Genomic DNA, 26,119 nt, shown 5'->3' on the forward strand with positions numbered 1-26,119 from the left:
GCGCAGTCTTGACGGTATACTGCATATAGGCGATGGTTATGACTAACGGGATATGAACTGAGGTGACGCCATGTTCGAATTGCTGATCACGATGACGGAAAGGATCGGCATTATTGTTACGATCGCTTTTATCGTGACCCGGCTGCGATTTTTCCGTACGATGCTGAGCCAGGACAAGCTGTCCTCCGTTCAGCGGCTCCAGGCCGTTCTGGTCTTCGGGGTGCTGGGCATTGTCGGAACGTATACCGGCATTACAGTCAGCACAGAGTCGCTTGCCGTGAATAAATGGATGCTCCAGGTGTCCGAGGAAGAAGCCATAGCTAACTCACGGGTGGTTGGTATTGCAATGGCGGGGCTGTTCGGCGGATGGAAGATCGGTCTGGGGGCAGGGCTTGTTGCAGGCCTGCACCGCTTCACGTTAGGCGGCTTTACAAGCCTTGCCTGCGGATTGGCGACGATGCTGGCAGGCATCCTGGCAAGTCTGTTTCGGAAAAAGAACGAGCAGATCAGCGTCTCCGCAGCTTTAGTCCTCGGAGCGCTGGCAGAGTCGCTGCAGATGCTGATTATTCTGCTGCTTTCGAGGCCTTTCGACCAGGCGTTGAACCTGGTCGCTTTTATCGGGGTTCCCATGATCGTGGCCAATGGGATCGGCTGCGCCTTGTTCCTGCTGATCATCCGATCCGTAGTCAATGAAGAACAGAAGGCTGCAGCCCAACAGGCCCAAACCTCGCTTCGGATTGCCCGGAAGACGCTCGGTTACATGCGGCAGGGCATGAAGCCCGAATCGGCCGAAGCGGTCTGCCGGATTCTGTTCGAGGAAGTGAAGGCAAGCGCAATCGCGATGACCGATGACCGTGTCATCCTGGCCCATATCGGCATAGGAGACGATCACCATGCGCCTGAACGCCCGCTGCAGACAGAGGTAACCCGGCACGTTATCGAGAAGGGGGAGCTGCTGATTGTCGACCGGCATCAGATCCAATGCCAGATGCGGGATTGTCCGCTTGGCGCGGCGATCGTCGGTCCGCTGAAGCAGGGAGGGGAGACGGTCGGGACGCTTAAATTTTATTTCCCCAGCAAGAAGGATATTACGCATGTTACCACGGAGCTGATGTCCGGGCTCAGTATGCTGCTAAGCTATCAGCTGGAAGCAGCTCAGCTTGCCGAAGCGAAGGAGCTGGCCAGGGAGGCCGAGATCAAGACGCTTCAGGCACAGATCCATCCGCATTTTCTGTTTAACGCGCTCAATACGATTTTGTCGCTAACGAGGATTGATGCAGTGAAAGCGCGCAAGCTGCTTCGGAGCTTGTCGGATTATATCCGTCAGAACTTATCGGCAGCTGCTGCCGAGAAAGCGACGCTTCAAGAGGAGCTGCAGCATATCCGTTCCTATATGAGCATCGAAGAAACCAGGTTCGAGGATAAGCTTGCGATCTCATATGAGGTTGAAGAGTCGGCTCTGAACGCTATTGTTCCGCCGCTGACGATGCAGCCGCTCGTGGAAAACTGCATTCGGCACGGCTTCAGGAACAAAACGGATGATTGCATCATTCGCATCAGGATCACCGGCAAGCCGTCGTCCGGCGTGACCGTTACGATCAAGGATAACGGAGAAGGAATTCCTGCTGAACGTCTGCGGCAGCTCGGTCTTCAGATGATGCAATCCACATCCGGCACCGGAATGGCCGTGTTCAACGTTAACCGGCGTTTGACGTTAATGTACGGGGGATCCGCTTCATTAAAGATTAAGAGCAAGGAGTCAGAGGGTACCGAGGTTGTATTCCATATACCGCCGGCGCCTTCGGCAGCTGACGATAAGTTTAGATAAAGGCAGGGATCACGCGCATCATGACAGACCGAATCAGAACCATCATTGTGGATGATGAACGATACAGCCGGGAGGAGCTCGGATTTCTATTAATGCAGTACCCTTCCATTGAAGTGACGGGCGAAGCGGGATCAGGGGAAGAAGCGGTGCTGAAGACGCTGCAGCTGCAGCCCGACGCGGTATTTCTCGATGTTGAAATGCCGCTCATGAACGGACTTGCGGCCGCCGAAGCCATGCAGGAAATGAAGAAGCCGCCGAAAATCGTATTCGCCACCGCGTATCCGCAGTTTGGCGCTGATGCCTTCCAGTATGAGGCGATAGACTATCTGCTGAAACCCATCGATGAGGATCGTCTGGCTGAGACGGTTCGAAGACTGGAGAGAGCGATCCTATCGCCAAGGCAGCAATCGCCAGCGCCATTGAAATCCTGCGGCAAGCTGTCGTTGGAGGAGGAGGGGCAGATTCATTTTATCGATCCGGATGACATTATTTATATATCGCGGGAAGATCCGTTTTCCAAGATTGTTACCGTCCATCGGGAGTTTCATGTGAAAACGCCGCTCAAGGAGCTGGAGGCGAAGCTTCGGTTGTACCCGTTCTTTCGGATCCATAAAAGCTACATCGTTCATCTTAAATATGCTAAAAGACTCGTCCCATGGTTTAATGGCGCCTACCAGCTGGAGCTGAAGGGGAGCAGCGAGCTGCTGGCCGTGAGCCGCAATTACGCCAAGGCCTTTCGTGAGGCATTGGAGCTATAGGACGACCTGCGTAAACTCCCTTGCATGTTAGCCTGCACTTTGTGCATCTTAATCCGTATAAACGACATGTTAATCGCAAATTACCTCCTGCCCGCAGGAATTTCCTTATAATCGATGTAAGCGATTCCAAAGGAGGAGGCGATAGATATGATTACCTTCATCGTATCGATTCTGCTGTTAATACTCGGTTATTTTACGTATGGAAAATATATTGAGAAGTTATTCGGCGTCAAAGAGGAGCGGTCCACGCCGGCTTACGTCAATCAGGATGGCGTTGATTACTTGCCGATGAGTACGGGCAAAAACTCGCTGATCCAGCTGCTTAACATCGCGGGGGTCGGACCGATCTTCGGGCCCATCATGGGAGCCTTATACGGTCCGGTTGCCTTTCTGTGGATTGTATTTGGCTGCATATTCGCGGGAGCCGTGCATGACTATCTGACCGGCATGATCTCGATTCGCAACCGCGGTGCCCATCTTCCTGAGCTTGCCGGGAAATTCTTGGGCAAAGTCATGAAGCATGTAGTCAACGCTTTTGCAATTCTGCTGCTGATTCTGGTAGGAACGGTATTCGTCACCTCGCCGGCAAGCCTGCTTCACAACCTGATGAATGGCTCTATCAGCTTGTGGATGATTACGGTTGCCATCTTCGGCTATTATATCCTGGCAACGCTGCTGCCCATCGATAAAATCATCGGCCGCTTCTACCCGATCTTTGGTGCGCTGCTGCTGATAGCCTCTGTCGGCGTCGGGGCGATGCTGATCATCCAGAAGGCGCCGATTCCCGAGCTGACATTTACCAATATGCATCCTGACAATCTGCCGATCTTCCCGCTGCTGTTCCTGACGATTACGTGCGGAGCTTTGTCGGGGTTCCACGCGACTCAGACGCCGATCATCTCGCGCACGACCCAGCGCGAGGGGCAGGGCCGCAAAATCTTCTACGGCATGATGATCGCCGAAGGGATTATCGCCATGGTCTGGGCTGCTGCGGCAATGAGCTTGTTCCACGGCTCGACCGGTCTGAATGAGCTGCTCGCAACAGGCGGCACGGGGCTTGTCGTAAGCGAAGTCGCGAAGGTCACGCTTGGGGCGGTTGTTGGTACATTCGCTGTGCTCGGGGTTATCGTTCTGCCGATTACGTCCGGCGATACGGCATTCCGCAGCGCGCGGATGATCATTGCCGATTATATCAAGCTGCCGCAGCTTAGCATGAAGAGCCGGCTTCTCATTGCCGTTCCGCTCTTTGTCATTTCGATAGCGCTTACGCAGATCGATTTCAACATTCTATGGCGCTATTTCTCTTGGGCTAACCAGGCGACTGGCGTGATTGCCCTGTTTGTCGGGGCGATGTATTTATACATCGCACGCAAAAACTTCTGGGTGGCCCTGATTCCCGGCGCCATGATGCTGTACACAACGACGGTGTATATTTTGAACGCGCAAATCGGCTTCCGTTTGTCCATGAACGCTTCCTACATCGTCGGCGCAGTCATCAGTGCGGTTCTGGTGATTATCTTCTTTAAAGCCGCACAAAAAGCCCGAGCCGCCAAGCTTCCGCTGGATGTGGATGTTTCCGGCTTCAACAAGGCTGCATGATAGCTACAATTTAAACGGATCCACAAGTTAATCTATAGTCCATGGTTTGAAGGTACCGCGGCAGGTTAGTTACAGCCTGCGTTTGCGGTGCCTTTTTGCCGTGATCGGTCAAACCCTCATTCATTCCCTTACCTGGTGCCATTATACCGATCGCATGGCTGCTCCATTCGACCGAGATGTCATCCGGCTTAACGCAGAACCGTCTTCATCGCTGCCCGCTCCATTAGATAAGGAGCTTAGACTTCTTGCAAGAAGCTTCCCGCAAACATCCTGACGAAATTATACATATAATCAATCCGACCGGCTCATAAAATGATGAAAGAAACGTGTAAATGGTGAAGGGGGCGTGTGCAAGATGCTAACCATGCTGCTGTTCCTGTTTGCCGCAAGCGCTGCGGTTGCCAGCGTCGATACCACCTGCGGGTTGAACGTGCTTGGAAGCCTGGATAACACGAAGGTGGACAAAGCCGCTTATGCACTCGTCTATGTGCTCTCCTGCACGCTGGGAGGAGCGGTGACCGGGCTTGCGATCGGCGGCGTCAATTATTTGCTGTCTCTAACCCCGTTGGGGCCATTGTATAACGCAATCATCGTCATATTGTTTGCCGTGTTCATCCTGTTAGAGCTGTTTAATAAATCCGGACTTCTGCCCTCGGGTAATTTCATTGTGCCGTCGGAATGGATTCGGCAGGCGGGATACCGTTCCGCAGCGCTCTGGGGCCATATTCTGGGCATGGGGTTTATTACGCTTCAAGCCGGCGTCCTGTTTCATGCATACATGCTATTATCGATATTTGCGCCGGTTTGGTGGTTGAGTCTCCTGGCGGGAATATGCTTCGGATTCATACGGGGCACTGTATTTAGTCTCCCCTTGATCCGGTCCGTCGTCCACATGCTGCTGGAAAAAAGATGGCTGAAGCGCACCTTGCTTAGCGCCGTGCGGCTAGTCGCATCTTACGTGCTGCTGACAGGATCCATCTTATGGATTCTTCTGTCCTAATTTAAGAAGGGAGGCTGCCGTTCCGATGTATGAAATTGCTGCCATTTCCGCCACCTTCCCCATGCTGTTATCGGTTACCAGCTACATCTGGAGCGCCTTCTTCGGCGAACCGGACCGTTTCCCTGGCAGTCCCCGTCTGCACGCGCTGCTTGTATTGCTGCAGTTCCTTGCCGTCACCATGACTTACGGATATCCCTCATCCATGAGTTTTGTCTTGCTTTCGGTCCTATACTTTGTTCAGGGAATCGGAGTTGTCTATTACATACGGAAGAAAGGAAGGGTAGACTGCGGCTGTCTCGGTCCGCAATTTCATTCCCGGCTGGGGTGGCCGCTCATTGCTATTAACGGGTTTATGGGACTGCTCAGCATGGCCTGGAGCAATCCGGCATGGTTTGACTATCGAGAAGCAGTCGCCCTGAACGGATTTCTGCTGGAAGGCATGCTGCTCCTGGTATCGCTGCTTGTCATCGTGGGCATACCGGATGCCGTTCATGCCATCCGGATATACCGCGAGCTCGCCGCCCCGCATGCTCCGTACATCAAACAGAGGTAAAGGAGGGCATGATGAACACGTTTTTTTGGATCTCCTATATTGTTCTATGGCTCCTCGTTGTACCGTTGGTTCTACTTAACCTCGTCTTGTTCAGACAGCTGGGAATTATGGTGATGGGGACCGCCCGGGGCGTCAACCAATCCGGCATTCCGGTCGGCCGCAAGCTTCCCGATGCCGTCACCACCGATCTGCAAGGGAGCTCGTGGTCGACGAGCGGCTTAGCCGGAACCGCCGCCATCCTGTTGTTCGGATCGCCGACCTGCAAAGAGTGCGCACAAATTATTCCGGACTTTACCCGCATCGCGAAGAAGCACCACGTCAAGCCGGTCCTTCTGTTATTCTCATCCGCAGAGCATGCAGCATCGTACATCTCGACGATTGGCTACGAGGATGAAGCCGTCCTGGTTACCTCCGAGCTTGCCCGTCAGCTGGATGTCCAAGTCACGCCTTATGCCTATGCGGTTGACGGCAGCGGCGTAATCAGGCACAAGGGACTGGTCAACAGCCGCGAACAGCTGGAAGCCTACGTGAAGGCAACCATAGCTTCCTGAATAAGAGGTGATAAGCGTGTGGCGCATGCCTGCAAATAAAGATGAAGAAGCCCAGACGGTGATCAGCCGCTTGACCCGGAAAGCGAGTCGAGTCTCGATTTTGAACCGTTTCGCGCAAAAAACAGCGGAGCTGCTGGCGAGAGTCCTCCTGAGACCCGAAGAGCAGCTGGTTCGTATTTCCTTTGCCGCCGGGCCATGCCGCCCGCCTCACGGTCAATATTGCAGCGGCTGCGGAGCAGATGCTTCCTGTCCGCCCGATTATATCATCTGCACGCCGAAATCCGTTATTACGGACTGCAAAGGGCTGTGTCCTTATCCGTCCGGCTGGTGGTATACAAGCGATCCGCCCGGACAACGGGCCAAATGCCAGGATTGCATCTCGCAATATGTTCATCCCGAATTCGGGATGAAAGGCTGCTACCAAGGGGCACATATTTATGGCAGATATATCATTTGCGCGTGCAGATCGACCTTCACATATTAATGCATCGGCCGCGTGTTCATGCAATCCAGCGAGACGCACGACGTCGTGATGGGATGCCGCCGCGCTCAAATTTTCTAAGAGCGTCAATTCCTTATATTCGGCTGATTTGTCCTCGTTTTAAGGATATAATTGGAGAAACAGCGAGGTTAATGAACGCAACGATTCGTTGTGAGCTGATGAAGGGAATAAGGAGAGGGACTGATGCAGGACATTGAGATCCGGAGACCCGCATACGCTGATGTCGAAGCGCTTGCGCATTTTTTTCGAATCGTTGTAACCGATACGTTCGCCAAGGAAGGCCTGTCGGAATTGGATGAGGATATCGAACAGGAAATCGAATCGAAAATTCAATACTTGAATCGTGATTTGGAATCAGGAGGCGAACAGCGGTACTTTCTAATTGCCCTGATCGATGGCCATGTCGTAGGCACGATTGAATATGGGCCGCCAAACGCCATGATCCGGCAGCACGCTCCATGGAACAAACAGGACATCATGGAGGTGGGGACCGTTTTCGTGCATCCGGATTATCAGGGCAGGGGAATCGGAAGCTTGCTCTTAAACGTCATTTGGTTGTCGATGATGGAGCGGGGATACCGGGAATTTTGCCTGGACAGCGGATACTCTGCGGCCCAAAGCATCTGGAAGAAAAAGTTTGGAGAACCCGATGTTCTCCTGCAGGATTATTGGGGCGAAGGCCTTCATCATATGATCTGGAGAAGATCGCTCGGCGACGTTTCCATCACATTTCGAAATAGTGTCGATTCCGAAAAAGTTGAGTCATAAGCGCGTGTCACAGTTACGACCCAAATGGTCAGCCATGGACAGGTGGATATGATTGCGGCCGCCCCAGAGATTGGGGGGGCCTTCTTCTCGTAAAGCGATATTTTTCATAATCCTGTGTGTGAGGGTCCCCGATCGGGTGTACAATAAGATAGCTGCAGGAGGATCATCCTGTCAGAATCAACGGCGCGAAGGGGATGGTGAAGGTGCGCTTATTGCTCCATGATACGAGTGAAGTTCATGAATTGAAGGTGTACGATACAGAGGAGCTATACGGCGTGAAGGGGCGTTTCCGCGTGCTGGAGTTCTCCGATGATGCGGTGCAGGGAGTGCTGGATCTGAACGATCCGGAACGGATCGTCTTTGAGTACCCGAGAGCGATCATTCACCTGATCGATGCCAATCATTCGGATTTCGAGGACATGTTCCTGATCGGGCACGGCATCGGGACGATAGCCCGCCATTATGCGAATAGGCGGATAACGGCAGCCGAGGTGGACAAGCGGGTGGCGGAGCTGGCCCGCACCTTTTTCGGCAGCGAAGCTGAATCCGTGAGAATTGGCGATGGGCGCGAGCTGCTGGAGAGGGAAGCTCAGGATACTTTGGACGTTATTATTGTGGATGCCTTTACGAAGGAAGGAACGCCGCGGCATCTGGCTTCTGCGGAATTTTTCATGATGGCGGCAGATAGGCTGCGTGATCAGGGTATTATGATTATGAACCTGATTGGACGAGGAACAAGGGACCCTTATATCCGTGCGATCCACACGACGCTCCATACAGTGTTTTCCAATACGAAGGCATTTCGTCTGTCCGATCGCCGCACAGATATTCAAAATATCATTCTCATCGGAGCCGCGCGCCCTATTCTGTATCAGGAGCGTCATATGGCCGGCTTCCGGGAGGCAACTCTTGAACAGGGCTATGTGATAACGGATCGTCCGTAGGAAGGGATGGAATACATATGGAATATGTTTTGCTGGTGCTTGTTGGAATGCTGGCCGCGGTGAGCGGGGCGATTGCCGGCCTTGGAGGCGGATTTATCATTGTGCCGGTACTGGCCCTCATGTATACAATGCCGGTGTCCCAGATATCGGGCACATCAATGGCCGTTCTGTTCGTCAGTGCGATCTCCAGCACATGGGCCTATGCGAGGCAAAAACGAATTGATTACCGGAGCGGCCTGGCGTTCTCGGTAGCCATGATACCGGGCTCTGTGCTGGGTGCCTGGACAACCAGCATTGTGGGCAGCCGCGTCTTTTTTATAGCGCTTGGACTCTTCCTGATGCTGATGGCGGTTGTGATCAACTTCAAGCCGACCCAGAGCCGGGGCGGCTTCCTCCGGCCGACGGTGACAAGAAACTTCATCGATGCCTCCGGCGCCGAGCATCGCTATGCGTTCAATTTGTGGTTCGGCTCCGGGGTTGCGCTTTTTGTCGGGTTCATCTCCAGCTTGTTCGGCATCGGCGGCGGCTCGGTAATGGTGCCTACGATGATCCTGTTTCTGGCCTTTCCGCCGCATATCGCCACCGCAACGTCCATGTTTTCGATTCTGCTCTCCTCGCTGGTGGGAACCATCTCTCATGTCGTGCTTGACCATGTGTTATGGGGGACGTTCATTTGGCTTGCGATCGGAGCGCTGGCCGGGGGCCAAATCGGTGCCAAGCTTGCCTCCAAAATACCGGGGCTCGTCATCGTGCGGATATTGTCGGTATGCTTGTTCATCGTGGCGATCCGGCTGATGTTTAAAGGATAGAGCGTCCGGGTTTTTGCGTTGAGCCCATTTACGTTTGTTTAAGCCAACCGGGTGATCTGGTTGGTTTTTTCTATGCTTAGCGAAGTACATATCAGGGGTCAACTGGATTTTCACGAAAACCTTTATACGTCTAGACATTATCAAGGTGCCGAGTGGAGTTGGTAAATGAAGGAGAAGCAAAGTAAAAAGATGAACGTTGTAACGGAATGCACGCCATTCCATAATGAAAGCGTAACCAAGTACAGATCTTGAATCCATTGGAACGGGGGATGCAAATGCAAAAAAGGAATTCAGTATGGCGGAGAGCGATATCCGTATTATTCATGGCGTCACTCCTGCTCTCGGCCTGCGGAGGCAGCGGGTCCGGCAGCGGCAGTTCAAACGAAAATGCCAAGACCGATCCAAGCACCGTAGCGAATGACGGCCCTTTCGGCAAATATGATCCGCCAGTCGAGGTATCGTTCGTAAGGGATCTTAGCGACGTCGTGGAAAATAACGTGCTGGGCGTGCTTAAAGACGAAACGATCGACAACAATCGATGGACGCAATTGTATGAGCAGGAGCTTGGCATCAAAGTCAAGTACAAATGGGTGGTCAAAGGCAGTCCAACCTCCGACCAATACCTGCAGAAAATTAACGTGACGCTGGCTTCGGGCGACCTTCCGGACGTGATTCCGGTCAACGCCACCCAGCTCAAGCAATTGGCGGATTCGGACCAAATCATGGATATGACGGAACTTTACGAAACGTACGCTTCCCCAATGACGAAGGAAGTGCTGCTTCAAGAAGGGACGAGTGCTTTTGACGCCGCTACGTTCGACGGAAAGCTGATGGCAATTCCTCAACTGGAATCCTCGATCGAGCGTTCCATGTACATCTGGATCCGGACGGACTGGCTGGAGAAGCTGGGACTTGCGCCGCCGAAAACGATGGCTGACGTACTGGCCATAACGAAAGCGTTTACGGAGAACGATCCGGACGGGAATGGTGTGCAGGATACGTACGGACTTGGCGTTACCAAGGATTTATGGGGGGGCGCGATGGGGCTTGAGGGATTTATGGCCGGATATAATGCCTACCCTAACATTTGGATCGAGGATGACTCCGGCAAGCTCGTCTTTGGGAGCATCCAGCCGGAAGTGAAAAAGGCGCTTCAGGTTTTGCAAGAGATGTCCAAAAACGGACAGATCGACCAAGAGTTCGGTATCAAAGACGGAGGCAAGGTTTCGGAGCAAATCTCGGCCGGCAAGATCGGTATGGAGTACGGCGAGCAGTGGAATTCCATCTGGCCGCTTCAGCTGAATCGCGATAACGATCCGAATGCGCAGTGGCAAGCGTTCCCGATCGTATCCGAATCGGGGGAAGCACCGAAGGTGCCGCTCAAATTCAGCACCACCCGATTCTTCGCCGTCAAGAAGGATGCGGCCCATCCGGAAGCCGTCATCAAAATGTTCAATCTGCATCTCGAGAAAAACTGGGGGAAAACCGCCGAATTCGATAAATACTTTGCGCCGCCGGAAGCCGAAAGCGTGTGGCAGCTGTCTCCGGTCACGCCGTATCCGGTCATGAAGAACGTGGATGCATTCCGGGAAATCGATGCTGCGCGCAAGGCCGGCGATTTCTCGAAGTTAACCGGAGAGGCCAAGACGATCCAGGAAAAACTGGAAGCTTATGAATCGGGCTCATCCGACGGCTTTGCGCTATGGGGCTGGGAACGGATATACGGGGAACAGGGCTCCATGGGAATCGCCGACCAATACGATAAAAACGACCAATTCCTGCAGGAAAAATTCGTCGGCGCTCCGACGCCGACGATGGTCGAGCGCAAGACGACGCTCGAAAAAATGCAAAACGAGGTTTTCGTCAAGATTATTTTAGGCGAATCCATCGACACCTTCGACCAGTTCGTAGAGGATTGGAAAAAGCTCGGCGGGGATCAAATCACGCAAGAAGTCAACGAGTGGTACGAACAGGCGAAGCGATAATCCGGGCCGGAGGGAGAACCTTGTCGTTACTCCCTCCGAACCTGTTACCTACGAATTGGAGGTTCACGAATGAAAGCGAAATGGCGAAGAGAGCTGCCGCTCCATGTGATGATATTGCCGGGATTGATTCTAATCGTTTTATTTTCGTACATTCCGATGGCCGGCATCACGATCGCGTTTCAGAGGTTTATCCCTGCCAAAGGCCTCTTCGGCGATCAGCAATGGGTCGGATGGAACAATTTCGAGTATGTGATGAGCCTGCCGAATTTTACGCAGGTTTTGTGGAATACGCTGTTTATTTCGAGCTTCAAGCTCATTTTGGGGCTCATTGTTCCAATCGTGTTCGCCGTCCTGTTGAACGAACTCAAAAACAATGTGATCAAGCGATCGGTCCAAACGGCCATTTACTTGCCTTATTTCCTGTCCTGGGTCGTGCTTGGCGGTATCCTGATCGATATCCTCTCCCCGTCGGGAGGCATCGTCAACGGATTTCTCGGCCTGCTGGGCATCCCCAAGATCTTTTTCCTGGGCGATAACGAATGGTTTCCGTTCACGCTCATTGCTTCCGACGTGTGGAAAAACTTCGGGTACGGCACGATCGTGTACTTGGCTGCGATTACCGGAATTGATCCGGGGTTATACGAAGCGGCAACGATCGACGGGGCGAACCGCTGGCGGAAAATATGGCATATCACGATTCCGGGCATGCGCATGGTAATCGTCCTGTTGTCGGTGTTAAGCCTGGGACAGCTGCTGAATGCCGGCTTCGATCAGGTGTTTAATTTATACAGCCCGCAAGTGTACGAAAGCGGGGACATTCTGGATACGTTCGTTTATCGGATCGGTTTGCTTGATGCCCAGTACGGGGTGGCGACGGCGGTCGGATTTTTTAAATCGGTCATATCGCTCACGCTGATATCGGGCTCCTACTTTTTGGCTTATCGGTTTGCGAAATACCGGATATTTTAAGGGGGGGAAACGATGCAGCAACGATTGGTGCCATCTTCGGCTGAAGGGGGCCGTATCCGGCAAAAAAGGCGGTTTGAATGGTTTTTCCTGATCAATGCCATTTTCTTGATTTTGATCTCGCTGATTTGCGTTCTTCCTTTGATTCACATCATTGCGGTTTCCTTTAGTTCCAGCGCGGCGGCTTCGGCGGGATATGTGAAGCTGTGGCCTGTCGACGTGACGCTGGCTTCCTACATGTATACGGCAAGCCGCCACGAGTTTTGGGATTCGATGCTGGTGTCGCTCACGAGGATCGGCTTGGGCACTCCGCTTAATTTGCTGCTGACCGTGTTGATTGCCTACCCGTTATCGAAAGAGACACGTTCTTTTCGGCTTCGGAGCGCGTACGCGTGGATCTTTTTCATCACGATGCTGTTTAATGGCGGCCTGATTCCTTGGTATTCAACGATAAAAGAATACGGCATGCTGGATACGATATGGGCATTGATTTTGCCGAGCGCGGTTCCCGTGTTCAGCGTCGTTCTGCTGCTTAATTTTTTCAGGGAAATTCCGAAGGAGCTTGAAGAGGCGGCGCTCATCGACGGAGCGAGCCACTGGCGGACCATGTGGTCGATTTTTGTCCCGATATCCAAGCCTGCGCTTGCCACGCTTGCTTTGTTTTCCATGGTTGAGCACTGGAACAGCTGGTTCGACGGACTGCTGCTGATGGGAGACCCGTCCAATTATCCGCTGCAAAGCTATATTCAAACGATCGTAATCCAGCAAAACCTGTCGAATATGTCGAGGGACGATATGCTGAACCTGGCGCTGATCTCCGATCGGACGCTGAAATCGTCGCAGATCTTTCTCGGCTCGCTTCCGATTATTTTGGCATACCCGTTCTTGCAGAAATATTTCGTAAAGGGCATCGTTCTCGGAAGCGTGAAGGGCTAAGGGCTAAGGACACAGCGCAAGTCGATGTTGCCCGCCATAAGTCTGGCTGCCCTGACGAGATGTAGGCTATAATCGAATAAAAAATGCTGGGGGCAATGCCATTGATGTTCCGACGGGACTTTTCACTGCGCAATACGATATTTCTCCGGTTGATCGTGACGTTTCTGCTCATTATGGTGCCGATTCTGTTATTTGCCGTGTATCTTTACCATTGGAACGTGCAAACGGCCAGCTCCGACATTACCAAGACGGCAGCGGCGCAATCCGAATTCTACCTGACCGATCTGGAAAACGAAATCGAACGCATGAAAATGCTGCAGTACAGCCTGCTGGAGGATGAAAACCTGAATGAACTGGTCCTGACCTGGGAGACGATGGCGACGATCGCCCGTACCGAGAACATGAATTCGTTGATCAAGCGGCTGTATACTGTTCAGAACAGCAGCATGTATATCAAGGATGTCAGTGTTCATATCGCGGCTATCGGCCGCACGATTTCAGCCGGAGATGGGGTGCGTGAATTTAGGCCCGAACGCTTCCGGGAAATCCGTTCCGTCTTTGGCAGCGGCTCTCAGCTCATTGAATGGAACGGAGGCTTGTTCCTTGGCGCCATGAAACAGCGGGGTATCAAAAGGGCAGAGCCGCTGTTCACGGTCGAGATCGAGCTGGACGAGCAGCGGCTGCAGGAAGCGCTCGCCCAATTCAATACGTACCCCGGCAGCGGAACGCTGCTCCTGTCGGACAGCGCCAAGGTTGCCGTCGCGAACGGGACAGGGGAGCTGGCTAACGTTAGCCTCCCCCTTTTCCTGCGGGAAATCCCGGCGCTCCTGGAGGACACTCCTTCGCGGCTGACCGTAAACGGGAACCGATACTATGCCGTGCAGGCCCACTCGCCGGAGCTAGCGCTGTCGATCTATCGTTTCATTCCCGAGAAGGTCGTACAGAAGCCGCTGAGCAAGTTCTACAAATGGGCATGGGGATTTGCCGCAGCGGCGCTGGGGATATTTGGCGTTTTTGCGCTGTCTACCTATAAGTTCATCCACAAACCTATGCTGGCTTTAGTTAAAGGCTTCAGAAGGATCGAGCACGGGGATCTGAGCATCCATATCGCCCATGAATCCAAGGACGAGTTCAGGTACTTATACGGCAGGTTTAACCAGATGGTGGACAATTTGCGCTCTTTGATCGATCAAGTCTACAAGCAGAAAATCATGACGCAGCGGGCGGAGCTGAAGCAGCTGCAATCGCAAATCAACCCGCACTTTTTATATAACAGCTTTTTTATCCTGAATACGATGGCCAAGACGGGAGATACGGAACGGATCGAACAATTTACGACGCTGCTCGGGGAGTATTTCGAATTCGTGACGAGGAATGCATCGGATTTGGTTGCATTGGAGCAGGAAGTTCATCATGCGAGAATGTATGCAGAAATTCAGGAGCTACGGTTTTCGAGAAGGATTCAGGTACGCTTTGATCCGCTGCCGGATGAGCTGCGGCCGCTTCCCGTGCCGCGGTTGATCGTTCAACCGATCATTGAAAACGCATTCAAGCACAGCCTAGAAAAAAAGACGAAGAATGGTTTGATTGTGGTGCGATTCGAAGGGGCGGACGGCCAGGCTCGCGTCATCGTGGAGGATAACGGAGACCGGTTGACGGACGAGGCGCTGGAGCAGATCCGGAAGTCCTTGTATGAGGAACAGGACCAGGCCGAAACGACAGGGATGGTGAACATTCATCGCCGGATCCGCATCACATTCGGGGAGGATGCCGGATTACGGACAGAACGTAGCGAGCTTGGGGGGCTTGCCGTAACAATACTTCTTGGCGATGGAGGTGAACCGTCAAGTGTATAGAATGTTGATCGTTGACGACGAAGAAATTATCACCGATGGGCTGGCGGATATTTTCGGAAAATTGAACCTTGACCTGGACATCTACAAAGCCTATTCGGGGCAAGAGGCGCTGGAACTGTTGAACCGGACGCGGGTCGATGTCGTACTATCCGATATCTGCATGCCAGGCATGGACGGCCTGGAGCTGATGGAAACGATACGTCTCAATTGGCCGCAGTGCAAAATCGTGTTCCTGACAGGGCATAACGACTTCAATTATGTCTATCAAGCGATTCAAGCGCCGGACGTGCAATACGTGCTCAAAAACGAAGGCTACCCGAAATTGATCGCGGCCGTCGAGCGAGCGCTCAAGGAACTGGAAGAGACGCTGCGGGCGAATGATCTGATCCGGCGGTCGAAAGAGCAGCTGGATACGCTGGAGACGCTTGCCCACGGGGACTATTTTCGAAATTTGTTATTCCACGACGTGCTCTTCGAACGGGAATTGGAGGAAGACTTCAGGCGCCTGCAAATTCCGCTGGATGCGTCCATGCCGATTCTGATCGGGCTGGGCAGCGTAACGTCTGGCGGGTCCGCGGGAAGATCCCCCACGTATGTCGACCGTCGGGAGACGGCGCTTGCGGTTAAGTTTCTGGCAGAGGCTTTCCTGGCAGAGCGGACGAGCAGCATCGGTTTCATCGATCGATACGGGGATCTGATCTGGCTCATCCAGCCCAAGCGGTGGAGCGGATCGGAATGGACGGACGCTTTCGCACAGACGGTCATGTTTCTGGAGGGAACGTTTGAGCTGATTCAGCAATCCTGCCTGGAATCGCTTGAGGCGTCGGTAGCCGTGACACTATGCGGTGAGGCATTCGCCTGGGAAGGACTGCCTGCCATATACGATAAAATGAGACGGTACCAGCATGATCGGACCGGTGACGGAACGCGGATGGTCCAGAAGGTGTTTCCGAGCGAGGAAGCCGCGCCGTCCGCTACGATTCTTAACAGATCCTTGCGCGATAAGTTCGAGACGCTGGCCGTCCATTTGGAAGCCGGCAGAAGAGAGGAGTTCATGGGGCTGTTCGATGACTTGACCGAACCGGCAGCTTACGAACTCGAGCGGGGGGATCCCAATATGACGGAGCTTTGCTATACGGTTGCGCTTGTGCTTCTGTCTTACATCAATCGGTGGGAAATCCGTGAGATCGGTTCGTTCGGCCTGATGAAGCTGGAAGACTATCGTTCGTGGAGGGAAGCCTTCGGTTATTTGAAAGGCGTTGCTGACGTTTTGTTTTCACTCCGGAAAAGCGGAGAACAGAAGAGGGCTGCCGGCGTCATTGAAAAAATTTGTTCATTCATTGAACAAAACCTCAGCGAGGATCTGTCCCTTGTCAGGCTGGCGGATGAATTTCATTTCAATCCATCTTACTTATCAAGGCTGTTTAAGCAGGAAAGGGGCGTCAATTTATCGGATTATATGGACGAACTCAGGATTCGCAAAGCGAAGGAGCTTCTGAAGAGGGAAGAACTGAAGATAGCCGAGGTCGGTGGTTTGATCGGATACGAAATGCCGCAATCGTTTACCCGTTTTTTTAAAAAATGGACCGGCCTGACGCCGCAGGAATACCGAACCGTCAGGCTAAGCCGCGATGGAGCGCAATAAGTGCAGCGACCAGGCGTATGGCCAGGCAGCAGTCCTTGGATAACCCAAGGACTTATTTGCATTGGGCTGGCAGATTAGGAGGCGACCATCTTCCGATATTCGTTCGCGCTTACGCCGGTATAGGATTTAAATCGCTTATAAAACCAGTCGATTTCGGTATAGCCCACCTCATTCGCAATTTCGTAAATCTTCAGATCCGTTTGCTCCAGCAGCATTTTCGCTCTTTCCATGCGCTGAATGAACAAATATTCGTTAAAGCTCATATTTTCATGGTTTTTGAACTTTTGGCCAAGATAGGAGCGGTTGAAATGGAATTTGCTTGAAATGTCTTTGAGCGTAATATTTTCGTGCAGCTTTTTCCCCACATATTCCTTGACCCTGTGAATGACGTCATCCTCAGTGCGGCGTTGGTTCGCGTTAACAGCAGCTACGCTTTTCACCAGTTCTTCAGCCGGCAACGTGCTGGGTACGTAATCGCTTACCTGCAGCTGCAGCGCTTTGCGGATGAAGGCAAATTCCATGGTATCCTCGACAACAATGATGGGCAAACGGCTTACCCTCCGGATCCGGCCGCACAGCTCCAGCCCTTTCTTGGGGCTGCCGTTCATGTTGATAACCGCCAGTGAATAGCCGTTCTCCTCAATCCGATGCAGCGATGACTCAGAATCATCATCGCAAATTTCCATGTTCATCCCGCATTTGCCCCAATCCTGCAGGCGAAGCGCATCATCGGAGCAGCAGCCCAGATTGATATACAGTAACTTAGACATGATGACTCCCTCCCCATATATTGCGATAAGCGGAATATCCATTAAATTGGTTACGCTTACATTATGTTGTCCGGCGCCCCATTTCCACAATGTGCTTTTCTTTGCATTGCTAACCGTTCTTTACTTCTTGCAAAGCTTGGGTTGAAAAAGCTCGGCGGACAAGCCGCTGCAGGAGACGGCCTTCTAGCGTTTCAGGGGTAGAATATCTCGATTTCCCCAGGTTGTTGCATGGAAATGTAAGCGCTAAACTTTGGATGAATCTGGACCAAACATCAAACGTTGAGGGGGATTAAAGATGCGTGTTCGCAAATTATTGGTTCTGTTATTAGGATTGGTTCTGCTGCTTGCAGCCTGCAGCGGAGGCTCGGGTAACCCAAGCAGCGGCACCCAAGAAACCGTGGAATCGGAGACGAATAGCGGCACTGAAAACGAGACGTCGAAGGAACCTGGCGAGACGGAAAACAGCGGAGGGGAGGAGGAGGAAGTTTACAGAACGCCGGAAATGGATTTCGATTTAGGCGGTAAGACGATTAAAGTCGTCTCTTGGTGGGATATGACGAATCAGGAAAGGAATCCGGACGAGATTGCAAAAAAGAAGAATTTGGATGCGCTCATGGAGAAGCATAATTTCAAAATCGAATATATCGCCATCGACTTCGGCGAATACCAAGAGAAAGTTACGGCTTCCCTGTTAGCCGGCGAGCCGATCGGCGATATCGTACGATTGGGCAAAAACTATACGATTCCGGCGCTTGTCAAACAGGACTTACTTTGGCCGATCGATGAGTATACGAAAAACGTTCGGGCTTTCGATCAATTGGCATCGAATCAAATCTTCACTTACGAAGGCAGAGGCTATGGGTTTAGCGAGACCCGTGGAAACACTGTCCAAGGCATTTTCTATAACCGTACGCTTATGAATCAACTGGGCTTAAAGCCGCTTCAGGATTATGTGAATGAGGATCAATGGAACTGGGACACGTTTATTCAAGTGGCCAAGGATTCGAATAAGGATACAAACAATGACGGAAAGTTGGATACCTGGGGCCTCGCGAATTCATCCCTGATCGAGCATGCACTTTATTCCAACAACACCGGGCTTACAAAAGAGAACAAACAGACACTTGAAGATCCCGCGACATTGGAAGCCCTGAACTTTGTTTCCCGGTTGGCTACGGAGAAGATCGCCAGACCGACGGAAGGCGGCGATTGGAGGGAGCCGAGCCAGTTTTTCCGCCAAGGCAACACGTTAATGTATGCAGGGGCACTATATGAGCTTGGCGGAATCAAGACGGATATGCCGGATTTCGATATCGGCTTCGTACCATTCCCGAAAGGACCGAACGCGACAACCTACCATACCTTGGAAGGTGCATATCAGGCGTTGGCGATTCCGAAATCAGTCGAGAATCCGGAGCAGCTCTTATATATTTGGGAGAAGATCAATGACATCGATTCCATCTATGAGTACCCGGACCAAGCCGATTATGAGACCGTGTTTTCGACAGAGGACGACCTTAACAACGCGCGACTGGCTGCGCCTAACCTGATCGTGCTGGAACATGGCTCCTTTCCGAAACTTCCATATTGGGAGTTCGTCGGCGAGCTGAATGAAGGAATATCCGTTTCCACCATTGTTGAGAAATACAAGTCAACGTTCCAAGCGGCTATCGACGAAGTATATGGCAAGTAACCTTGAACATTAGCCGAAGAACCGATCGTCCCTGCGCAGCGCATTGCTGCGGCAGGGACTGTCATTGGATGGATTAACCGTATGGGAGGGAGAGAAATTGAACACCAGGAAGAAGCGTTTCGGTAGCGCCATACTTGTCATTGTCCTATTTTTTTTGTCTCTATGGGCCTTCTACCCTTCGAAATCGACAAACCAAGGCTTCGTTCAAGCGATCTCCGACTTTGAAGCGGTCATTGAAACGGAAGGGCAGGACGGGTACAGCCAGTATTTAGACGCCCATGCATCGGCGAGCCGCCCGGACCGCATCGTCCGCATCGAAGGCGAGTCCTTTGTATCAACCTCCGGGGAGGGATTCGAGATCGCGGAGAAATTACACGGCTCCGAAGGGAAATCCGTGATCACGCCAGAGGCAGGCTCTATCTCATGGGACGTGAACGTGGAAGAACCGGGCTTATACCATGTCCGGATCCGATATTATCCGATTGAAGGGAAGAGCTCGGCGATCGAAAGGCAATTCTCTATCAATGACAAGGTGCCTTTCAAGGGAGCGGATATCGTGCTATTCGACAGAGTATGGGGAAACCGGGACGAGGAAATCAGGCAGGATAACCGCGGAAACGATCTGCGGCCAAGGCAGATCGAGCAGCCTTCCTGGCAGCTTGCGCCGCTCTCCGATCGGTACGGCTACTATGATGAGCCGTATTCCTTTTATTTTGACAAGGGCAAGCAGAAGCTTACGCTAACGTCCTTGCGGGAGCCGATGGCCATTGATTATATCGAGCTGTACCAGGATCATGCCTTGAAAACATACGAGGAGCTGGCGAATGAATATGAGTCCGGGGGCTTGGAGCCGACCCGGGATCAGTACATTCTGATTCAGGCGGAGGATGCCAAGCGGAAATCGTCGCCGACCTTGTATCCTACATCCGACAGATCCAGCCCGACCGTTGAGCCGTACGACGTTTCCAAAATCAGAATCAACACCATCGGAGGTGTTAACTGGAAGCTGCCGGGGCAATGGATCGAATGGGAGTTCGAGGTGGAAGAAGACGGTTTGTACCAAATCGCCTTGAAGCAAAAGCAGGACCAGCTCCGGGGCGTATTTGCCACACGAAGCCTTATGATCGACGGGGAGTTTCCCTTTGAGGAAATGAAACGAATCCGCTTTCATTATGACCGCGATTGGCAAATGAACGTGCTGGGCGAGGAAGAACCTTATTTATTCCATTTCACCAAAGGGACGCATCAGATCCGAATGATGGTGTCTCTCGGCGAGATCGCGCCGCTCTTGCAGACGATTGAATCCAGCGTGCTGGAACTGAACGAAATGTACCGCAAAATACTAATGATCACCTCCAATACGCCGGATCCGTTCCGGGATTATCAATTGGAGAAGCGGATTCCGGATATGGTGGAGGTGTTCACCGAGCAGGCCGAAATCATTCAAAGCGTGGCCGATTACCTGGAAGAAGCGACAGGCGAGCGAAGCGACAAGGTGGCCGTTCTGCACTCAATGGTGCACCAGCTGAACGAGCTCGCCGAAAATCCCGAAACCGTCGCCAAGCGCTTGGACACGTATAAGGTGAACGTGGGCGGTCTGGGAACCTGGATGCTGCAGATTAAAGAGCAGCCTATCTCGCTTGATTATCTAATCGTTCATTCGCCGGATCGCAAGCTGCCCAAACCGGACGCGTCGTTTTTCGAGGTCGCGGGCCATGAGTTAGGCGCTTACGCAGCTTCGTATACGGAAGATTATGACACCATCGGGAACGCCGGCGATGAAGAAGATGCCATTACAGTGTGGATAACGACCGGACGCGATCAGGCGCAAGTACTGAAAGCATTGATCGACGACACGTTTACGCCTGAGTCGGGTATTCCGGTGCATCTCCGGCTTGTTCCGGGAAATATCCTTCTGCCAGCCACGCTTGCCGGTGAAGGTCCGGATGTCGCCATGCAAATCGGCGAGGACGTGCCGGTCAACTACGCGATGAGGGGCGCTGCAGCCGATTTAACGAAATTCGATGATTTCGAAGAGGTGGTCACCCGATTCCGCGACAGCGGGCTGGAGCCGTACAAATATAACGGCGGGGTTTACGCCTTGCCTGAGCAGCAGACCTTCCCGATGTTGTTTTATCGCAAGGATATTTTGGAGGAACTTGGCTTGAAGCCGCCCGCGACCTGGCAAGAAATCTATGACATGATTTCCGTGCTTCAGAAGCACAACATGCAATTTTATTTGCCGCTGGAAGCCACCAACGCAAGCCTGGTCCCGAATGCGACGTTCGCGATGCTGCTGTACCAGAACGGCGGGCAGTTTTACCGCGATAACGATACGAAGAGTGCACTCGACTCGGATATCTCCATGGAGGCATTCAAGAAGTGGACGCAGTTCTATACCAGCTACAAGTTCCCGCTGCAAGCGGATTTCCCGAACCGTTTCCGGACCGGGGAAATGCCGATCGGGATTGCGGATTACACGACGTACAACATGCTGACGGTCATGGCCCCCGAGATTAAGGGGCTGTGGGATTTCACGATTGTGCCGGGGACTGAACGCGAGGACGGCACCGTGAACCACGAGGTTGCCAGCCATACGACCGCCGTCATGCTGCTTCAAAATTCGAAGAGCAAAGCGGCCGCTTGGGAATTTCTGAAGTGGTGGACCGACAAGGAGACGCAAATTGCGTATGGTCGAGAGATGGAAGGCTTGATGGGAGAGGCTGCCCGCTATCCGACGGCAAACATCGAAGCGCTGGAGGAGCTGCCATGGCCGGTGAAGGATTATCGGAATTTGGATAACCAATGGCGGTGGGTACGAGGCATTCCGCAGGTGCCCGGAGGATATTTCACAGGCCGGCATTTGGACAATGCTTTCAGGAAAGTGGTAAATGCCAGCGAAAATCCGCGCGAAGCCTTATCCGATTATATTTTGTACATTAACGATGAAATCGAGATCAAGCGGAAGGAGTTCAATTTGCCATATTAACAGGGGAGGTGCGGTAGTCAATGCAAGGAGAACCAGTAATTCAAACCGTAAAGAGCCCCAAAGCGAATGTGCAGAAGAACAGCCGTTGGGTCTCTTTCATAAAAGAGTTGAAGCGAAGCAAGCACTATTATTTGCTGATGAGTCCGTATATGATTATTTTCTTTTTGTTTACGGTCATTCCGGTGGTCTTTTCCTTTGCCCTAAGTTTCTTCTATTTCAACATGCTGGAATTTCCGAGATTCGTCGGTTGGCAAAATTATTCGAGGCTGTTTCTGAATGATGATATCTTTATGATCGCCTTGAAGAATACGCTGATGTTCGCCGTCATTACCGGTCCCGTCAGTTATATCGCGTGTTTTGTATTCGCATGGATCATTAATGAATTGTCTCCCAAAGTGCGGGCGTTCATGACGTTGGTCTTTTATGCGCCATCGATATCGGGCAACGTTTACTTCATTTGGCTCATCATCTTCTCAGGTGACAGTTATGGGTATTTAAACGGGTTTCTGATGAAGGCCGGCTTTATCCTGGAACCGATTCAATGGCTCCTGAATGAAAACTATATTCTATGGATCGTGATTATCGTACAGCTTTGGCTGAGCCTGGGCACCAGCTTTTTGGCGTTTATCGCCGGCCTGCAAACGATCGACAAGTCGCTGATCGAAGCGGGGGCGATGGACGGCATCAAGAATCGCTGGCAGGAGCTCTGGTATATTACGCTGCCGTCCATGAGGCCGCAGCTGATGTTCGGGGCCGTGATGCAGATCACAACCGCATTCGCGGTCGCGGATATCTCCATCGCGCTCGCCGGGTTTCCGAGCGTTAACTATGCGGCGCACACCATTGTCACCCATCTGATGGACTTCGGCACGATCCGCTTCGAACTCGGCTACGCATCGGCCATTGCGACGTTCCTGTTCTTGCTGATGGTCGGAACTAACAAATTAACGCAAAAAATGTTGAGAAGGATAGGTGAGTAACGTTGGCTGCGAAAATGATTCGATATTTCCGGCTGCCGAGAACGCTGAACCGTTCTTTGCCCGTTAGCATTTTGCTGTTTGCGCTGCTCGCCTTGTTCGGAGCCTTCATGGCATTGCCCTTGATTTACGCGGTGAACAACGCATTCAAACCGCTGGACGAATTGTTCATATTCCCTCCGCGGTTCTTCGTGAACAATCCGACGATGGATAATTTCCTGGATTTGATGGTGTTAATGGGGAATTCGTGGGTACCCTTATCGCGTTATTTCGCAAACACGCTGTTGATCACCATCATTGGCACGGCTGGACATATCCTGCTGGCGTCTGCAGCAGCCTATCCGCTGGCCAAATACCGGTTTCCCGGCTCAAGGGCGCTGTTTTCGATTGTGGTGCTCGCCTTGATGTTTTCGCCCCATGTTACGGCGATCCCCAACTATATGGTCATGTCTTGGCTGGGTTGGATCAATACGCATGCCTCCATCATCGTGCCTTCCTTGGCATTTCCGCTTGGGCTGTTTCTGATGAAGCAATTCATGGAGCAGATTCCCGATGCCCTGCTTGAGGCAGCCAAAATCGACGGGGCCAGCGAATATCGGATTTACTGGTCCATTGTGATGCCGAACGTGAAGCCTGCCTGGCTGACGCTAATGATTTTACAATTTCCGGCACTTTGGGGCAGCGATGGGGGCAGCTTCATTTACAGCGAGCATCTGAAGACGTTACATTTCGCGCTCGGACAGATCACGGAAGGCGGAATCGCAAGAGCCGGCGTCGGCGCGGCTGTTGCACTCCTCCTGATGATCGTTCCCATTACGCTCTTTATCATCTCCCAGAGCAGTGTCATGCAGACGATGGCCACTTCAGGGATGAAGGACTAGAAAGGAGGCATGTCAGATTGATGAACAGCTTGCGCAAACTGAAAACGCCTCTCCTCATCATGATCTGCTGCTTATTGGGGGTTGGGGCAGGAGCGGGGAACGTAAGCGCCGAGAGCGCCTCGGACTCCTATATTTATTCTTATTGGGGCGATGCTGCAGCAGCGCCGGCCGCTTATGTGGCGACTGAATTGATAAGCGGCTCGGATCTGGGGACGGGTGCTTTCCAAGAGCCGAGCGATCTTCACGTCACCGCCGACAATCGCGTATACGTGCTGGATTCCGGCAACAATCGGATCGTTGTGCTGGACCATGATCTTAAGCTGGTAACCACCGTGGATTCCTTCACAAGAAAGGGCGAGCCGGATACATTCCTACAACCGCAAGGAATCTTCGTGACCGATGACGGCGAGGTGCTCGTAGCGGACACTGGAAACAAACGGGTGGTTCACTTGGATTCGGATTTTCAACTGATCAAGATCATCGATTCGCCGGAGTCGGAGCTACTGCAGGATTCGTTTAAATTCGAACCCGTCCGGGTCGTCATGGACCATGCGCAGCGAACTTACGTCATGGCTGCCGGCGTGTTTGACGGGTTTATGGAATTCGATGCCGAAGGGGCGTTTACTACCTTCATCGGCGCGAATCGCGTTTATATCGATCCGATCGAATATTTCTGGAAGCAAATCTCGACCAAGGCGCAGCGCAGTCAGATGGTCATGTTTACGCCTACGGAGTTTACGAATCTGGATATTGACTCGGAAGGGTTCATCTATGCCACGAACGGGGACCAGTGGGGAAATAACATTAAGAAGCTTAATGCGCAAGGCAGCGATATTTTAAGAAGAACGGGGTATTCCGACCCGCAGGGCGACATTCTTTACCTCAGCAGCGAAGGTCCTTCTAAGCTGATCGACATCGATGTTACCGACAGCGAGATATACTCCATTCTCGATGGCAAGCGGGGGCGGGTGTTCACTTACAACGGGGACGGACATCTGATGTACGTATTCGGCGGGCTGGGGAACCAAATGGGCCAATTTCATACGCCGGCCGCCATCGACCGAATCGGCGAGGATTTTCTTGTATTGGATAAAGCGCTTGGCGAAATTACCGTCTTCCGAACGACCGAATACGGTCGAACGCTGAATGAAGCCGTCAAAAGCTACTATCGTGGCGAGGAAGAGACCGCTTTTGCGTTGTTTAATCGAACGATCGCCATGAATGCCAATCTGGAATTCGCCTATGCGGGGATCGGCAAAGCCTTGCTTCGTCAAGGCGATTATAAGGGTGCCATGATGCATTTCAAACGCAGCTTGGATCAGAAAAACTATTCGAAAGCATTCCTGCTATACCGCAAAGCGGTCATGAGGGAACATTTTCCGTTGATCATGACCATGCTGTTCTTGGCCGGAATCGGGATATTTGCCGCATCCAGGCTTCGGAAAGTGAAGGAACGAAGAAAGGGGGCTTCCGCATGAGCAGGGAATGGATTCGGTTTCCCCTAAATCTCATGGTTCATCCCTTTGAGGGCTATTGGGACCTGAAATACGATCGCAATCGAAAATTCACGTTGATCATCTCGTTTTGCGTATTGTTTCTGGTTGCCGTTACGAACATTTTGGGGAGCCAGTACAGCGGTTTTCTAGTCCATGTGTACAATCCCGAGAGCATGAACAGCGTCATGGAAATCGTATATGTGATCGTGCCGATCTTGTTCTGGTGCGTGGCTAACTGGTCGCTTACGACCTTGATGGACGGCGAAGGCAAATTCGTCGAAATTTTTACGTCGACCTGCTTCGCGCTCCTGCCGCTCGTGATCATACAGTTTCCATGGATCTGGCTCAGCAATCTCGTGTCGCTGCAAGAGACCGCATTCTATTATTTTTCCAACTCCGTTGCGGTTCTCTGGTTCGTTTATCTGCTGTTTGTCGGCAATATGACGGTGCATCAGTTTTCCCCGTCCAAAACGATCGGAATTATGATGCTCACCCTGGTCGCCATGGGGTTTATGGCTTTTATCAGTTTGCTGTTTTTCAGCTTGGTCCAACAGATCGTGGCCTTTATTTCCGTCATCTATCAAGAATTGGTCATGAGAACTTAAGGAGGAGG

The 26,119-nt window shown here is 52.3% G+C and carries 22 protein-coding genes; 21 read left to right on the plus strand and 1 reads right to left on the minus strand.

Annotated features, from left to right (window positions below; genetic code table 11):
* Nucleotides 1-70 precede the first annotated feature (70 nt).
* The 15 genes from NSQ46_RS13415 to NSQ46_RS13485 all read left to right on the plus strand — a co-directional run bounded on the left by NSQ46_RS13415 (nucleotide 71) and on the right by NSQ46_RS13485 (nucleotide 16,700).
* Entirely contained in the window at nucleotides 71-1,828 is a 1,758-nt protein-coding gene (locus NSQ46_RS13415) for a LytS/YhcK type 5TM receptor domain-containing protein (protein ID WP_341033188.1), read from the plus strand.
* Nucleotides 1,829-1,848: 20 nt separating this feature from the next.
* Nucleotides 1,849-2,586, plus strand: a complete 738-nt coding sequence (locus tag NSQ46_RS13420; protein ID WP_007130211.1) for a LytTR family DNA-binding domain-containing protein — start codon at nucleotides 1,849-1,851, stop codon at nucleotides 2,584-2,586.
* Between the two features lie 147 nt (nucleotides 2,587-2,733).
* The gene (locus tag NSQ46_RS13425) at nucleotides 2,734-4,185 is read left to right on the plus strand and encodes a carbon starvation CstA family protein (protein WP_341341867.1); all 1,452 of its coding nucleotides are present in this window, start codon (nucleotides 2,734-2,736) and stop codon (nucleotides 4,183-4,185) included.
* 355 nt (nucleotides 4,186-4,540) lie between these two features.
* On the plus strand, nucleotides 4,541-5,185 hold the full coding sequence (locus NSQ46_RS13430) for a hypothetical protein (protein ID WP_342576848.1): 645 nt from the start codon (nucleotides 4,541-4,543) through the stop codon (nucleotides 5,183-5,185).
* Nucleotides 5,186-5,210: 25 nt separating this feature from the next.
* Complete coding sequence (locus NSQ46_RS13435; protein WP_341341868.1) at nucleotides 5,211-5,738, plus strand: MauE/DoxX family redox-associated membrane protein; 528 nt, start codon at nucleotides 5,211-5,213, stop codon at nucleotides 5,736-5,738.
* 8 nt (nucleotides 5,739-5,746) lie between these two features.
* Complete coding sequence (locus NSQ46_RS13440; protein WP_244152704.1) at nucleotides 5,747-6,289, plus strand: TlpA disulfide reductase family protein; 543 nt, start codon at nucleotides 5,747-5,749, stop codon at nucleotides 6,287-6,289.
* A gap of 25 nt (nucleotides 6,290-6,314) precedes the next feature.
* Nucleotides 6,315-6,773 (plus strand): hypothetical protein, encoded by a 459-nt coding sequence (locus NSQ46_RS13445; protein ID WP_260987210.1) that lies wholly within the window; start codon nucleotides 6,315-6,317, stop codon nucleotides 6,771-6,773.
* A gap of 201 nt (nucleotides 6,774-6,974) precedes the next feature.
* Nucleotides 6,975-7,559: a GNAT family N-acetyltransferase gene (locus NSQ46_RS13450; RefSeq protein WP_341341869.1), complete on the plus strand. Its 585-nt coding sequence runs from the start codon at nucleotides 6,975-6,977 to the stop codon at nucleotides 7,557-7,559.
* A gap of 194 nt (nucleotides 7,560-7,753) precedes the next feature.
* Nucleotides 7,754-8,503, plus strand: coding sequence for a fused MFS/spermidine synthase (locus tag NSQ46_RS13455; RefSeq protein WP_341341870.1), 750 nt, complete (start codon nucleotides 7,754-7,756; stop codon nucleotides 8,501-8,503).
* 17 nt (nucleotides 8,504-8,520) lie between these two features.
* A complete protein-coding gene (locus tag NSQ46_RS13460; RefSeq protein ID WP_007130203.1) occupies nucleotides 8,521-9,312 on the plus strand; it encodes a TSUP family transporter in 792 nt (263 codons plus the stop codon).
* A gap of 275 nt (nucleotides 9,313-9,587) precedes the next feature.
* Entirely contained in the window at nucleotides 9,588-11,297 is a 1,710-nt protein-coding gene (locus tag NSQ46_RS13465) for an extracellular solute-binding protein (protein WP_342576849.1), read from the plus strand.
* A 69-nt stretch (nucleotides 11,298-11,366) separates the two neighbouring features.
* Nucleotides 11,367-12,266: an ABC transporter permease subunit gene (locus NSQ46_RS13470; protein WP_007130201.1), complete on the plus strand. Its 900-nt coding sequence runs from the start codon at nucleotides 11,367-11,369 to the stop codon at nucleotides 12,264-12,266.
* Nucleotides 12,267-12,278: 12 nt separating this feature from the next.
* Nucleotides 12,279-13,199: a carbohydrate ABC transporter permease gene (locus tag NSQ46_RS13475; RefSeq protein WP_341033192.1), complete on the plus strand. Its 921-nt coding sequence runs from the start codon at nucleotides 12,279-12,281 to the stop codon at nucleotides 13,197-13,199.
* Nucleotides 13,200-13,303: 104 nt separating this feature from the next.
* Entirely contained in the window at nucleotides 13,304-15,055 is a 1,752-nt protein-coding gene (locus NSQ46_RS13480) for a histidine kinase (protein ID WP_007130199.1), read from the plus strand.
* Between the two features lies 1 nt (nucleotide 15,056).
* Nucleotides 15,057-16,700, plus strand: a complete 1,644-nt coding sequence (locus NSQ46_RS13485; protein WP_244152710.1) for a response regulator — start codon at nucleotides 15,057-15,059, stop codon at nucleotides 16,698-16,700.
* Between the two features lie 74 nt (nucleotides 16,701-16,774).
* Here the strand turns inward: NSQ46_RS13485 and NSQ46_RS13490 are convergent, their stop codons facing one another.
* Nucleotides 16,775-17,470 carry a helix-turn-helix domain-containing protein gene (locus NSQ46_RS13490; RefSeq protein WP_007130197.1) on the minus strand — a complete coding sequence of 232 codons (696 nt, stop codon included), beginning with the start codon at nucleotides 17,468-17,470 and terminating at the stop codon, nucleotides 16,775-16,777.
* Between the two features lie 295 nt (nucleotides 17,471-17,765).
* Between NSQ46_RS13490 and NSQ46_RS13495 the strand changes: the two genes are divergently transcribed.
* From NSQ46_RS13495 to NSQ46_RS13520, 6 genes are all read left to right on the plus strand, one after another.
* Nucleotides 17,766-19,163, plus strand: a complete 1,398-nt coding sequence (locus NSQ46_RS13495) for an extracellular solute-binding protein (RefSeq protein WP_342576850.1) — start codon at nucleotides 17,766-17,768, stop codon at nucleotides 19,161-19,163.
* Between the two features lie 97 nt (nucleotides 19,164-19,260).
* Entirely contained in the window at nucleotides 19,261-22,152 is a 2,892-nt protein-coding gene (locus NSQ46_RS13500; RefSeq protein WP_342576851.1) for an extracellular solute-binding protein, read from the plus strand.
* Between the two features lie 20 nt (nucleotides 22,153-22,172).
* On the plus strand, nucleotides 22,173-23,132 hold the full coding sequence (locus tag NSQ46_RS13505) for a sugar ABC transporter permease (RefSeq protein WP_007130194.1): 960 nt from the start codon (nucleotides 22,173-22,175) through the stop codon (nucleotides 23,130-23,132).
* Between the two features lie 14 nt (nucleotides 23,133-23,146).
* Nucleotides 23,147-24,010, plus strand: coding sequence for a carbohydrate ABC transporter permease (locus NSQ46_RS13510; RefSeq protein WP_181469880.1), 864 nt, complete (start codon nucleotides 23,147-23,149; stop codon nucleotides 24,008-24,010).
* 20 nt (nucleotides 24,011-24,030) lie between these two features.
* Complete coding sequence (locus NSQ46_RS13515; protein ID WP_232239297.1) at nucleotides 24,031-25,488, plus strand: NHL repeat-containing protein; 1,458 nt, start codon at nucleotides 24,031-24,033, stop codon at nucleotides 25,486-25,488.
* On the plus strand, nucleotides 25,485-26,111 hold the full coding sequence (locus NSQ46_RS13520) for a Yip1 family protein (protein WP_007130191.1): 627 nt from the start codon (nucleotides 25,485-25,487) through the stop codon (nucleotides 26,109-26,111). The genes NSQ46_RS13515 and NSQ46_RS13520 overlap by 4 nt, the downstream gene beginning before the upstream one ends.
* Nucleotides 26,112-26,119: the final 8 nt, after the last annotated feature.

Source organism: Paenibacillus sp. FSL M8-0142 (assembly GCF_038597315.1).
In the GTDB taxonomy this organism is placed as follows: domain Bacteria; phylum Bacillota; class Bacilli; order Paenibacillales; family Paenibacillaceae; genus Paenibacillus_AQ; species Paenibacillus_AQ lactis.